At 61.5% G+C, this 12,611-nt stretch carries 16 protein-coding genes; 11 read left to right on the forward strand and 5 right to left on the reverse strand.

Going from position 1 to position 12,611, the window contains the following annotated elements; translation table 11 throughout:
* Nucleotide 1 precedes the first annotated feature (1 nt).
* Together K3U93_RS13300 and fxlM are read right to left on the reverse strand one after the other, a co-directional pair.
* Nucleotides 2–901 (reverse strand): class I SAM-dependent methyltransferase, encoded by a 900-nt coding sequence (locus K3U93_RS13300; RefSeq protein ID WP_083011078.1) that lies wholly within the window; start codon nt 899–901, stop codon nt 2–4.
* Nucleotides 902–1,545: 644 nt separating this feature from the next.
* Nucleotides 1,546–2,781, reverse strand: a complete 1,236-nt coding sequence (fxlM, locus tag K3U93_RS13305) for a methyltransferase, FxLD system (RefSeq protein ID WP_176219998.1) — start codon at nt 2,779–2,781, stop codon at nt 1,546–1,548.
* 322 nt (nt 2,782–3,103) lie between these two features.
* Between fxlM and K3U93_RS13310 the strand changes: the two genes are divergently transcribed.
* Nucleotides 3,104–3,532: a cellulose-binding domain-containing protein gene (locus tag K3U93_RS13310; protein WP_071510749.1), complete on the forward strand. Its 429-nt coding sequence runs from the start codon at nt 3,104–3,106 to the stop codon at nt 3,530–3,532.
* 704 nt (nt 3,533–4,236) lie between these two features.
* Here K3U93_RS13310 and K3U93_RS13315 read toward each other — a convergent pair.
* Nucleotides 4,237–4,920, reverse strand: a complete 684-nt coding sequence (locus K3U93_RS13315; protein ID WP_176219997.1) for an MBL fold metallo-hydrolase — start codon at nt 4,918–4,920, stop codon at nt 4,237–4,239.
* A gap of 329 nt (nt 4,921–5,249) precedes the next feature.
* On the opposite strand from K3U93_RS13315, the gene K3U93_RS13320 reads away from it, so the two are divergent.
* Complete coding sequence (locus K3U93_RS13320) at nt 5,250–5,456, forward strand: DUF2191 domain-containing protein (RefSeq protein ID WP_071510751.1); 207 nt, start codon at nt 5,250–5,252, stop codon at nt 5,454–5,456.
* Complete coding sequence (locus K3U93_RS13325) at nt 5,447–5,869, forward strand: PIN domain-containing protein (protein ID WP_083011075.1); 423 nt, start codon at nt 5,447–5,449, stop codon at nt 5,867–5,869. The genes K3U93_RS13320 and K3U93_RS13325 overlap by 10 nt, the downstream gene beginning before the upstream one ends.
* Before the next feature lie 124 nt (nt 5,870–5,993).
* Here K3U93_RS13325 and K3U93_RS13330 read toward each other — a convergent pair whose 3' ends face one another.
* Nucleotides 5,994–6,824: a DUF1906 domain-containing protein gene (locus tag K3U93_RS13330; protein ID WP_071510753.1), complete on the reverse strand. Its 831-nt coding sequence runs from the start codon at nt 6,822–6,824 to the stop codon at nt 5,994–5,996.
* Nucleotides 6,825–7,300: 476 nt separating this feature from the next.
* On the opposite strand from K3U93_RS13330, the gene K3U93_RS13335 reads away from it, so the two are divergent.
* The 8 genes from K3U93_RS13335 (at nt 7,301) to K3U93_RS13370 (ending at nt 10,737) form a co-directional block, all read left to right on the forward strand.
* Nucleotides 7,301–7,537 carry a type II toxin-antitoxin system Phd/YefM family antitoxin gene (locus K3U93_RS13335; RefSeq protein WP_083011074.1) on the forward strand — a complete coding sequence of 79 codons (237 nt, stop codon included), beginning with the start codon at nt 7,301–7,303 and terminating at the stop codon, nt 7,535–7,537.
* On the forward strand, nt 7,534–7,971 hold the full coding sequence (locus K3U93_RS13340; RefSeq protein WP_338156871.1) for a type II toxin-antitoxin system VapC family toxin: 438 nt from the start codon (nt 7,534–7,536) through the stop codon (nt 7,969–7,971). The genes K3U93_RS13335 and K3U93_RS13340 overlap by 4 nt, the downstream gene beginning before the upstream one ends.
* 281 nt (nt 7,972–8,252) lie before the next feature.
* Nucleotides 8,253–8,486 carry a hypothetical protein gene (locus K3U93_RS13345; RefSeq protein WP_071510754.1) on the forward strand — a complete coding sequence of 78 codons (234 nt, stop codon included), beginning with the start codon at nt 8,253–8,255 and terminating at the stop codon, nt 8,484–8,486.
* A complete protein-coding gene (locus tag K3U93_RS13350) occupies nt 8,476–8,787 on the forward strand; it encodes a type II toxin-antitoxin system PemK/MazF family toxin (RefSeq protein ID WP_071510755.1) in 312 nt (103 codons plus the stop codon). Before K3U93_RS13345 ends, K3U93_RS13350 begins: the two co-directional genes overlap by 11 nt.
* A gap of 312 nt (nt 8,788–9,099) precedes the next feature.
* Nucleotides 9,100–9,558 carry a prevent-host-death protein gene (locus K3U93_RS13355; protein WP_083011073.1) on the forward strand — a complete coding sequence of 153 codons (459 nt, stop codon included), beginning with the start codon at nt 9,100–9,102 and terminating at the stop codon, nt 9,556–9,558.
* A gap of 11 nt (nt 9,559–9,569) precedes the next feature.
* On the forward strand, nt 9,570–9,932 hold the full coding sequence (locus tag K3U93_RS13360) for a hypothetical protein (protein ID WP_083011072.1): 363 nt from the start codon (nt 9,570–9,572) through the stop codon (nt 9,930–9,932).
* Nucleotides 9,933–10,201: 269 nt separating this feature from the next.
* Nucleotides 10,202–10,408: an antitoxin MazE family protein gene (locus K3U93_RS13365; RefSeq protein WP_071510757.1), complete on the forward strand. Its 207-nt coding sequence runs from the start codon at nt 10,202–10,204 to the stop codon at nt 10,406–10,408.
* Nucleotides 10,405–10,737 carry a type II toxin-antitoxin system PemK/MazF family toxin gene (locus K3U93_RS13370; protein WP_071510758.1) on the forward strand — a complete coding sequence of 111 codons (333 nt, stop codon included), beginning with the start codon at nt 10,405–10,407 and terminating at the stop codon, nt 10,735–10,737. The genes K3U93_RS13365 and K3U93_RS13370 overlap by 4 nt, the downstream gene beginning before the upstream one ends.
* 242 nt (nt 10,738–10,979) lie before the next feature.
* On the opposite strand, the gene K3U93_RS13375 is transcribed toward K3U93_RS13370, so the two are convergent.
* Nucleotides 10,980–12,581, reverse strand: a complete 1,602-nt coding sequence (locus K3U93_RS13375) for an integrase (RefSeq protein ID WP_071510805.1) — start codon at nt 12,579–12,581, stop codon at nt 10,980–10,982.
* Nucleotides 12,582–12,611: the final 30 nt, after the last annotated feature.

Below are 12,611 nucleotides of genomic sequence, written 5' to 3' on the forward strand. Positions count from 1 at the left end.
GTCAGCCATCCAGCGTCGCGGTGAGATAACCCGGGCCGGTCGCCGCGGCCAGTTCGCCGACCGGTGGGGCAAATCCGTTGGCGGCGTAGGCATCTGCGGTGGAAGTTATTGAGACTCGCCAGCGCTGTGCGGCTAGGTGGTCGCGCACACTATTGCGCTGCCCGGAGTAGAACAACCCGGCGGCATCGATGTCGCTGCCGGCCCGGCGCGATCCTTCGGTGAGCCGCTTGGCCCAGTCACCGCTCATAGCCACGGCATCGATATCGTCGGTCGCCAGTCGACTGCCCAGCGCCGACAGAGTGGTGACGGTGTCCAGCAATCGGTCCTGGGCCTCCGGCGGCAGATACATCAGCAGGCCCTCGGCGATCCAGGCTGTCGGCCGGGTCGCGTCGAATCCGCTGGCGCGCAAGGCTTCGGGCCAGTCGCCGCGCAGGTCGACGCTCACGGAGCGTCGCTTGGCGGTCGGTGCGGCTCCGAGGTCGGCGAGGACGCCGGTTTTGAACTCGATGACTTGCGGCTGATCGATTTCGAAGACCACCATGTCTGCGGGCCAATCCAGCCGGTAGGCCCGGGTGTCCAGCCCGGAGGCCAAGATGACCGCCTGGCGGATACCGGCCCTGCCAGCCTCGATACAGAAATCATCGAAAAACCTGGTGCGCACTGCGATCCGCTCGCACACCTGACGCTTGTCCAGCAGTGGATCGGCGTTAAAATCCAGCGTTCCGTCGGCCATCCGGTTGCAGTAGTCCAGGCCGACAGCCTTCACCAGGGCTTCGGCGTACGGGTCGTTGATCAGCGGATCGGGCTGCTTGGAGGCCAACGCCCGCCCAGCGGCCACCCACGTCGCCGTGCTACCCACGCTAGACGCCAGATCCCAGTCATCGTTGTCCGTTCGCGCCATCTTCTCTCCTGCAGTCTGGTCCGCACGCTTTGGGCATGGATTCAGATTCGTAGTTTGCGGCGACCGGTATCGGCCTCCTCGCACCGCCAGGGCATATCTCACACCTTAAGAGAAATCTGCCGATTAGGCAATAATTCCTAATCGGCAAATCACGCTGGCCGGTCGAAGGTGTCGTGGCGTGATCCTGGGGGTTGAGACGCCGCGGGCACGGGCACATCAGATGGCGGCAACCACGAAAGTCATTGGGACTACCGGTAACCCGCCATATTCGATTCCGCCGTATTCCTGCTCATGCGGTCACCGTGGAACCGTGAGCGGCGCTGAGGGGGAGTGCGGTCGATGTCGCGATACCGGCCGGCCGCGGCGTGGGCGTGGTGCGCGAGACCGCTCGTTTGCTGGCGGCTGAACGACTCCGCCCCCGATGAGGCTCTCGTTCTGGTTATCTGGGGTTAGAAATCGCCATTCCCTGTTGCTCCCGCTCACTCGTGTTTCCGAGCGGGAACGGTTGATGGGTTGTGCGTTTCCGCTTCACCGGGTGAGCGATTCGATTTGACGTGGATGTGGCGGTTTGCTGAGACGCGAAGTCGTGGTCGTCCTGCGATCGCAATGGTGTGCCTGTTTCAAATTGGCTGGCGCCGAGGCGATTACGATGCCCAGGTCAGAGCCAACCGGGTGTAGCGTTTGTCGATGACGATGCCCGGGTCGGCGATCGCGACAGGGTCGGTGTCGCGTGGGTAGGCAGACACGTGCAGCCCGGAGGTGCAGGGGCGTCCGCGAGTGTCCCAATCGTGGATGTGTTCAACGAGGCGCTGCGCGAGGCGGTGACCGTCTGGGCCGAGAGCTAGTGCGCCGAGTTCGAAGGGTTGCTCGTCGTCGAGACGGACGAGCGCGGCGAGCGAGTCGGTGCCGACCAGCGCGGCGGTGCCCAGAGCGACCGGTTTCCAGACCGCGTAAGACACACGGAGGACCAGTGCGCGATCTGCCGCCGCGCCGATCGATGACACCCAGGCCATCGCGGGTTCGTGCAGCGCCAGCCACAAGCTCAGCCCATCCGATACCTCGTCGAGCGTGGCGCGAACGCCGCTGGGCATGTCGGCACCCGGCTGGGCCAGCGCCGCAGACAGCGCGTCTGGGTCCACGGCATGGTGTTCGGCCGCCCCGAGGAACCGCGGGGGTTCGAGACTGATCTGTCGGATCGGCTCGGGGCCGGCGAACGCGCCGCGCAAACGCATGAACCCGCACCTGACCACCGAGACGCTTTCCAGATGATCACCGACTCGCTGAAAGGCGATCGAGCGCTGCGGGCCGCGCAGGTCCAGCGGCATCACCAACCGACCGTCGGAGGCGAGCTGGGTGACCCACGCGGGGGGAATGTCCCATGCTCCAATGGTGGCAATGATGCGGTCGTAGGGGGCGTGCTCGGTCCACCCCAGGCCGCCGTCACCGCAGCCGACCGTCACCTGGGAAACCCCGCACTCGGCCAGGCGGGCACGGGCATCCTCGACGAGGTCAACGTCGATGTCGACCGACACCACAGCGCCGGTCTCGCCGACCAGCTGGGCCAGCAGCGCCGCGTTATAGCCGCTGCCCGTTCCGATTTCCAGCACGCGATGGCCCGGTTGCACATCAAGCTGCTCAAGCATTCTGGCCATGATCGCCGGTTGTGAGGAAGAACTGATCGGAACCCCACGCGGGTCAGATTTGATAATCAGTGGCTCATCCCGATAAGCGCGCTCCAATTCAACGCCAGGCACGAACACGTGCCTGGGAACCGTGCGAAACGCCGCGGCCACTCGCTCGCTGGACACATGCCCCGACTCTCGGAGTTCACTAACCAGCTGATTCCGCAACTGCTGCAGATCCGCGTGCACGCCGATCACAGTAGCCAGTCTCTCCGCCTCAGCCAGCCGACACTGCGGGTGGTCTGTGTCGGGCCTTTGTCATCGACCGCGCCGCTCAATCGGGAACATATTCACCCAAACGACTTCGCTGCTCTCCAGACAGATTCGACCATCAGCTGGGAGCCCAACTCCTGATAAGCGGTTCTTTCCCCGTCCGCAAGCTCGCGTTTGGCCGGGCCGATACATCGTTCAGGGTGGATCGAGGCTAAAATTTCGTGACGGTTTCAGTTGAGCAAAGGTACTGCAGCTTACCCGCGATGCGCGGGCCGATATCGCTTGTTTGGCTTTAGTGTTGGCTGCTATGGCCGAACTGAACAATTACGTGAAGCGCTGGCGCACAGCGCTTCACGTAACCGTGTCGGCATTGATGGTTGCCATCCTCGGACTCGCCAACACCCCCATAGCTCATGCGGCTGCGGCCACGGCGACGTTGTCAGTGTCACATGCTTGGCAGACCGGTTTCATCGCCCACTTCACCATCACCAACTCGAGCATGGCGCCGCTAGCCGATTGGAAGCTTGAATTCGACTTGCCGGCGGGAGAATCCGTCTCGCACACGTGGAATAGCACCATTACCCAGTCTGGCACGCACTATGTTCTCACCCCCGCGAATTGGAATCGCGTCATTGCACCCGGTGGCTCAGCCACAGGCGGTTTCAGGGGTGTGCTGACCGGTTCCTACTCGCCACCGTCGAATTGTCTGCTCAACGCGCAATACCCTTGCACCTAGAGGCGACTGCGCACTGAAGCTCGACCGCTCCGAGACCCACCAACCCCCAAGCCACATAGCGACTGGACCATAAAACGGGTCCCCCTCACGAATCCTCCGCCGGGGGAGCGGCCCTTGCCCAACCGCTCCGAACCACCCTCTTGGGTATCGACTAGTTCGATTAACACGATGAAACATCAAACTCGGAACTGAGCAGGCCCGACGGCATCGAAATCCGCTGATGTGAACTGTATTAGAAATCGCGCTGCACACTTCGCCATAGATGGCATCACGAAAGCTATTGTTGCACAGTCAGTCCTGGAACCCAAAGCCTATGGGCGGGCGTTCATTTGCTGAACACAAGGGACGATCCGTAATGGGGCCTTTCGTCTACACTGGGTGCATCGCAGCAGAAACCACAACCAGACCAGATGCAAGCGCTTCGCTTTGTCCTCGATCTGTGATGCTCGGCTGCCCACCCGTACATCCTCAACGGGCAGCGGGCCATTCAACATGAGCCGGGCGTGAATGTTGAGCTTAACCACGCCATAGGGAAGCACGTGAGACCAGAAACGCGTGCGCTGAGAGGACAAACCTGATCATTGGAAATACTTGGAGCTCAATGCAATACAACGTAGTTTACTGGTAACCCTGCATATTCGATTCCTGCATATTCCCCTCAAACCGGCCATGATCCCCAAGGATGGAAGCGCCGTTCCTCGCGCTCAGTGAGGTACCGTGCGTACTCCTTCGACCCACCGTTCGAGACTGCGGACCGGATAGCCATGAGTGGAGACGACGAGATCGGGTTTCAGCTCAGTCAGGCGCCTCCGGGATGCGACGGCCGCGTCCGGATCGCAGTGCCACTTCCTGGGCACGTACGCCCACTTCGGCTTGTATGGGTCGGTGGAGAGGTTGATCGGCCCATCTCCAATGATCAGCGTCCGGTCCCCTTCACGCCAGAAGGCCAAGAGGCCGGGGCTGTGGCCGGGTTGCGCGAGCACCGTGAATCCCTCAACGACGTCCCCTTCTTTCAGACGCCGGTCGACCTTGCACCGTTTTCGCCCCAGGGGCGCAACTAAGTACTTGGCACCCGCGCCGGCGTGCCAGGCGATGTTGCCGCCGCTTTCGAAGGCGTCGGCCTCGATTTCACTCATGGCGAGCGGGGCGCCGGTGTGATTGCAGATCCATGCCGTACACCCGATATGGTCACCATGAGCGTGAGTGACAACGTGCTCGACGATGTCTCGTCCCTGAAATAAGCGAGCCAGTCGCCGGCCCGCCCACGGTGGGCCCGCGTCGATCACGACATCGCCGTCCGAGCCCTCCAAGATGACGGTGTTAAAAAAGTTGCGCGGAAACAACGCACCGACGTGTACGCCGTCGGCCACTTTCGTCAGTTTGGCCACGCACCTGAGTATGTCACCGACCACCCCACGCAACGAGTACGAAAATTCGTATCGTATAAGCGGCCAAGGTTGACCTCAGTCTGCCGCATCGCAGGCGTCGGCAGGCGCAGAAAGGCTTGGGCAGCAGGGGAATACGAGCGGATGAGCGCCCAGCACGAGCACCCGTGGTGATTCATCTGTTGCAATATGCAGGGGTTACTGGTAACCCGAACGCAGCATATTCGATTTGTGCATATTCCCCTGCGGAGGTTCACAGGCCTCTCGCATCCCACTCCAACGTGAGTATATACTGAGTCGATATTCGGTATATACAGGTGGAGGCTTGATGGATGACAAAGCGCCTGATCGATCTGGACGACGACCTGCTGGCTGCCGCGCAAAAAGAGCTTAAGACGTCCGGCGTATCGGACACGGTGCGCATCGCATTGCAGCAAGCGGCAGCATCATCTGCTCGCGCACGCCAGGTTGCATGGTTGCAGGCCGGCGGCCTAGGGGAGATGGCCAATCCCGATCAACGTGGTGACGTGTGGCATTGATCGCCCGGCACCTCATCGATACCAGTGCAGCAGCACGGATGACACACCCCGAGGTTGCCGCCAGACTTGCCCCACTCATTGAGGCCGGACTGGTCGCGACGACAGCTCAACTCGACGCCGAGGCCCTCTATAGCGCCCGCAATCCTTCCGAGTATGAACAACTCTGGTCAGACCGCCGTTTGGCGTACGAATACCTGCCGACCAATGATGAACATTGGCAGACGGCACTCGGCGCGCAACGACAGTTGGCAAGCGCTGGCCGCCACCGTGCTGTCGGCATGGCCGACCTCCTCATTGCCACGCTCGCCGACGCGCATGACGTGACGCTGATCCACTATGACGCTGACTTTGAGATTGCCGCAGAGGTACTACCGTTCCGACACCAATGGGTTCTCGAACAGGGCACCATCTGAGCAATACTATTCAAATACGCTGCGTCACAACGCAATATGCGGTGGATGACTGGTAACTCTGCATATTCAAGGCCTGCATATTGCGCCGTGCCAGACTCGACGGGATCTCATGGAGAGATCGGACCTATCGCACATCGCCATTCCGATAACTCGACCGATGGAGGTTCCACTGGCCGCAATCGGGGGCCAGGACATCGTTGACGTCGACTTCGAGTCCGCCGACCCGCGGGCCGGGATTGGACGCGGTGCTCACGACGCGCTGGTAGAGAACAGCGGCGGGGTGGACCTTATTGCCGGACCACGCGCGAGTTTGCCAGGCCCACCGGCGGCCAGCTGTGCTCGAAGACCCGATAACGCCATCGGTCGCGGCCCACTGGCACACATCGATGCCCCCGTAGACTCCGGTGCGTTGAACGCCGAGAACCGAGTTGATTCCCCGAAACCACTGCAGCGCGACGCGATTCCAGGTGTCGCGGTTGATGTCTTCGTCGATCGTGAAGAAAATCGGCGCACCCTCGCCGCCGCCCGCCGCGGTGTGCAGCTGCCAAGCGGTGCGCGCGTCCGCGATGCCGCCGGCGTAGCCCCGCGTGAAGTCGGACGGTGCCGACCCACCTGGCTTGCCGTATTGGTAGTTACTGACGATCACCAAGCCCGCGGCTTTCAATGAGTCGGCGTAGGACCGAGTGATCGGCTTGGCGCCAAAAGACGAGCCAGGGCGTGACAGCGAGACGTAATTGACCACCCCGCTATAGCCGGCAGCGCGGATCTGCTGCGCCGGAATCTGGCGCGCGGCAAAGTCGATCAGTTGAGGAGGAGAAGCGGCGGCCGCCGTATGCGTGCCGCAGGCTACTGATACGGCACCCAGACCGGCCAACGCAGTGGCGAAACGCAGCGCGTCGCGCCGCGAAACCGTGCGCAATCGCACATCGCTTGCCGTTGGGGGCAAATCGTGCATCGCGCGATGTTAACGGGGTGACTGCGGTTGCCGATAGACCTGCGCCAGCCGAAACGCGGGTGCGTTTCCAAATGGATATCGAGCGGTGACCGTTTCGACCGTTTATGGCCTCGAAAGCCGCGCGCGAACCGACTAGATCGCCGGTAGCCCTGCGTATTCGATCCGTGCGTATTCCTCGACCAATCTACAAAAAATATGAGAGGCAGGAGGTTGCGGCCTGAACTGCGATTGGAACTCAAAGTGGAGAGAGCGACCTCTTCACCGATGTCTTCGTGCCACCCGCGGCCAACGATTCCGGTTCGGCAATTAGGACGGCGATTGATGCTCAGCAGGGATTTTACCCGGGGGTGATTCATTGGATGAACATGGCGGAGTACTGGTAACCCTGCATATTCGATTGCTGCATATTCGCCCGTACGAGCAAGCGCAGGTTGCGCCTTCCGCGCCACCGTCTCACCGGTGATACACTGGCGTGTATGGATACAGTGACGGTGCGCGAACTCCGGAACAGCGGAGGAGAAGTTCTGCGCCGTGTGGAGCACGGTGAGCGCATCGTCATTACCCGGGACGGCACGCCGGTAGCAGAGCTTCGCCCTCTGCCTCGTTCCAGCGCCGGCCCAGCGGAACTGATTCGTCGCCGTAAGAATCTTCCACAGGTAAACCCGGACACCCTCCGGCGCGACATCGACAACCTGATCGACCCGTCGCTGTGACGGAAGCCGAGGACCGGGGGATGCTGGATACCTCCACAGTGATCCTGCTAGGCCAGGCATCCGACCCGACCGAGCTTCCCGACGAATCGGTGATTAGCGCGATAACGCTGGCCGAGCTTTCCGTAGGTCCGCACGTCGCGCGCGACGATGCCGAGCGCAGTGCCCGCCAACAACACCTCCAGCAGGCCGAGGCGGACTTTGACGTACTTCCGTTCGATGGAGACTGCGCCCGAGCATTTGGCAGCGTAGCGGCGGCACTGCGCGCGTCGGGGCGCAAGCCGGCTGCACGAGCATACGACGCACTCATCGCAGCCAGCGCAATCGCACATGCGGTGCCGCTATACACATGCAATCCCGCCGACTTCGCAGGAATCCCGCGACTGGAACTCCGATCGGTCACCCACCCGTACCACCAGCAGGGAACTGACAACTAGCGATGAAAAGCGTTGGGCAACAACATGATATACAGTGGGTTACTGGTAACTCTGCGTATTCGATTGCTGCATATTCCCGCCGTTACAGCGCCAAATAGAGCCTGAGCGCATCATTGAGATTGGTCAGTTCGGCGGGGGTACTTGGCCTAATCGGCGCAGCAGGCGTCGCGTCGCGACGGATCCGGCTTGCTCATCCTGCGCCTGGAGAGTTGCAGCTGCTCTACGAAACGTCACTTTTGCCCATCCAGCGACTGTCTTACAAAACGTCGTACACTATTGCTATGGCTGACACGATTACCTTCCGGCCGGACGAAGACACATCGAAGGCGCTGGAGGTCTTGACCAAAGATGGCACGGCTGTGTCCGCAGCCGTTCGATCTGCTCTCATCGATGCAGCACGACGGAAAGCCAGTGCGGCGATTCGCGCCGAGGCGGAAAGGCTTGCTGAAGACGAGTCCGATCGCGCTGAGGCCATGCAGGTGCTGCGCGATATGGAGACGCTGCGTGCGTGGTGAGGTCTTTCAGTTGCATGCCCCGCGGGGGAGCCGCGGTCACGAGCAATCGGGTTCCCGCTACGCCGTCGTAGTCCAGTCAGACCAACTGCCGCTGTCGACCTGGCTGGTTGCGCCAACGTCAACGTCGGCTCGTGCCGCCAGCTTTCGTCCCGAGGTTGAAATCGGCGGCGTGAACACCCGGGTGCTTGCCGAGCAGGCTGCGGCGGTCGACCCGGGCCGGCTCGGTAAGAGCGTCGGGTTCCTCAGCTTCGACGAGATGCGCCGCGTAGATGCGGCACTGCGTATCGTCCTCGATCTCTGAGCGCTCTACCGTCGCCGCATCGGATGAAAATAATTGGAGCGCAATGCAATATGCAGTGGTTACTGGTAACCCGTCATATTCGATTCCGCCGTATTCCTGCGTTGCGGTGTGGGTCGGGGGCCATGTGGGAACGGTTGGCGACCACATAGTTGACCGCCGGTACGGCGGCACTCAATAGGCCCCCGCGAGGTTGAGGTCCAGGGGAGTTGCTTGTTTGCTAGCGGAGCGACGGCCTTGCATCTCGATCAACGGGGAGTTGATGTGCTCCGTCACACATTGGACTTCCGAACATGTTCCGAATATCATATCGATATGACCACGACAGCCCTCCGCGCCACCACGCGCCGCTCCTCGGACCTGAGCAAGCACTCCGCAGAGGTGTTCGCCGAGGCTGAGGACCACCCGGTCACAGTGACTCGGCGCGACGGCGAGGCGCTCGTGCTCATGTCGCAGCGCGAGGCGGAAAGCCGCAACCGCATGCTCCAATTCGCCGCGCAGCTCATCGGCGTGGCGGTGGATGACAACGGTCCGCTCGCCGAGCGGATGTCCAGGGCCTTTCCGTGGATGCTCGCACTGTCACCCGACGACCGGGCCACCTGCGCCCAGGACCTCGTCGACGCCGCACGGGCGTCGTTCTCCACTGACCAGCCTCATCTGGTGCTCGCGGAACTGACCTCGTGGAAGGAGACCGCGACCGCCATCGCCGCGGGCCTCAACCGGGGCGAGCCGGAGTGGTTGGACGATGACGACGCCGTCGTAGAGCGGCCCTAGCCGGCCTAGCCGTGGCCGCCAAGCGCGGCGAACTGGTCCCTCGTCCCCCGAAGAAGATCGAGTACGAGATTCGCTACGCTACCGCCGACGCAGCCAGGGGCTGGCAGGACCTCGCCGCAACAATCCGCAATCCCCTCGCGGAGGCCTGGGACTTTCTGACGCGAACCCCTCTGGCCAAGACACCAACCAACTACCCGCTGCGCGGCGAACTCGGCACGATCGCCCGCGGGGACAAGATCCACGAGCGCTGGCAGCACAAGCCAACGCTCAAGGGCACCGCCCGCATCTGGTTCTTCGTCGAGGACCGCACGGTGTACCTGGAGCAGGTGCATACCAGTCACCCGAACGAAACAAAATCTGAAACCACAACTTGAACCTAGAACGGACAGCGAGAACCGTTGGGCCGCAGTGTAATACGGAGTGCTTTACTGGTAAATCTGCATATTCGATTCCGCCGTATTCCGCCCGGGTTGCAAGTGGTGCGTCAAGATCGGAGCAGCTCCACAGGGCTCGTGTTGATGAGCATCTTCAGGTAGTTCAGGGCGAACCGTCGAGCGGAGCCGTAGCTTGGATGTTTGTTTGCTGTCCCGGCCGATCTGACTATCCGGCTGCCTAGATTCGGCGTTACATGTAACATGTTGGCATGGCGGTAAGGGAAAGAGTCGGCGAGTACCGACGGCGGATGCGGGAGCGGGGCCTGCGGCCGCTGCAGGTCTGGGTGCCTGACGTGCGCACTGAGAGTTTTGCCGCAGAGGCGCATCGTCAGGCTTCGTTGGTCGCACTAGCGGACGAAAGCGCCGATGACCAGGACTTCATTGAGGCCATCTCGACGCCATGGGACGAGGAGTGAACAGAGGGGAGATCTGGACCGTAGCAGGGGGCGTCTACGCGGCCAAACCGCGTCCGGCGGTGATTGTTCAGGATGACCTCTTTGATGCCACGAGTTCAGTAACCGTTGCTCCCATGTCCAGCACGCTGTTGGATGCGCCGTTGATGCGCATCCGGATAGCCGGCGGAGACGGCCGGTTATCCGGACTTGATCACGACAGTGACGTGATGATCGACAAGCTCACAACCGTCAAAAGGTCGAACGTCCACGCCCGAGTCGGTCGGCTAACAGCGGAGCAAGTCGTCGAGGTCGAACGAGCGATGATGGCATTCCTCGGCCTCGCGCGATAAGCGAGAACTATTGGACCGCAGTGTAATACAGCGTACTTTACTGGTAACCCTCAGTATTCGATTCCGCCGTATTCCTGGCGGTTCTGACACGCACTGGAAGCGCGGGAGTAGGCAGTCAGTATTTGTCTCGTCGTGCGGTGCCGGTAACGGGTCGTACCTCGTCGTTGCCGACCAACGCGCCCGGAATTAGTTTGCTGGCTAATCGCCAACGTGATGTCGGGTAGCTGAGGCTGCCGTCTGGTCTATGGAATTGGGTGTTCCAGCAGATCGAGCAGTCCGCCGCCCGAATCAGATGTAGGGGGTCTGAGGTATTCGACCCGGGCCTCCGCCATCGCTGACAGTTCGATTGGCGGGACGCCGAATTGTAGCTGGGCGTGCACGATTCGATCGATTCCGGCTCCGATCAGAGGTGTGAGCGTCTCCGAGATCGAGTGCAAATTCGCTCCGCGAATCTGTCCACCATGAACAACCATGTTTCGTTTGCGGTAGAGGCGGGTGAACTCCCGGGTGAGAATTTCGGCGATGTTGGTGACCTCTTGACGCGGATTCTGCAGAGCCGGCCGGACCCGTTGCAGAGCAAGGTTGTCGGTGGCGTTGGTCAAGGTGAGGTCGGGACGGCTAAAGGCAAGCTTCTGAAAGAGCTTGGCCCGCTCGATGTTCGTCCCGCATTCGTCCAAGGCTTGTGCGTCCGCATTATCGTTCTCTGCAACGTATGTTTTTGCTAGCCAGGTGAATTCGGCTCTCATGAGACTCGCGGCGATGATGAGAGAGAAACGCTTGGCGGCGACAATATCGTCGCGGTCGGCTGGGCCCACTAGGAGCGATTCGATAGCAGACCAGCCACTCATCACGGCGATGTGGGGAGCGGCGGTCTGGAGCGGCTCAACCAGCGCCAGTGTGTTAACGAGGTAGTCCGCTGTAGTCAGGTCCTGAAGCCGGCCCAGGCGATCAAAGGACGCCAAGTTGATCATGCGGTTAGTTGCGACGGTCGGGAAGTCGCTGCGCTTCTGCATTGACCACATCTTTGGGTGGATGCCGATTGAATTGGGGCTGCCAAGTTGAAACTTCGTTCTCAGATGCGCAATCACCTCCCGCGCCGCATCCGCGGCTGCGTTGACATCTCGCGCAGTTATTTCGAGGACAAACGAACCCTGGTGCCGGGCGGGCTTGGCTTCAGGCGCATAGCGCCGCTTCCACTCCGCCGTCTCGGTTGAGGTCATCCAGCCCGGCGCGGTCTTGGTGCTCACCGCAAACGGCGGCCTTTTGTCGACCGGGACGCAGAATGTGAACAGCTTCTCGGGCGCCTTGAGGCGTCGGTCCGCTTCACGGAGAAAGTCGCCCGGCGTCACCGCTCCGGACTTGGACTGAATGTCACGCAGCCATCGGTGGAGGCTGTTCCTGTGCATGCCCGAACCCAGGATGTGAGCGGTAATTCGACGCGCCGCTCCCTCGGCATCGATAGCCCGGTTGGGTGGAGGTGTGTCGAATGCATCGGCCCAGTTCGTTAGATAGGCGTCATTCATCTCGGTGAGGTGGTGGCGCAGGGCGATCCACGAGTGACTGGTTTCGTCGGTATCTGTGCTGATGTCCTTCGCCAGGGTGTCGATGCGTCTGCCGAAGTCGGCGATTCCGTGATCGGTACGAAGAGCTTCCATGAGATGCTTACGCCGGTCGACGATCGCGATTTCACGCGCACCAGGGCGGACGCTATCGGTGAGGAACTCTTGTGCTAGCTCCATTGTGCCGCCGCGCCATAAGCGGCGTTGCCAAGGAGCCTGCGTGGACGTGAGCTCCAGAAAGCGGTCGGTGAGGCCACCCAGTCGCGGCGGTTCAATGATGGGCATCCGTGGTAAACTACAGGCATAAATGGGCTC

The sequence above is a fragment of the Mycobacterium malmoense genome (assembly GCF_019645855.1).
Lineage (GTDB): Bacteria > Actinomycetota > Actinomycetes > Mycobacteriales > Mycobacteriaceae > Mycobacterium > Mycobacterium malmoense.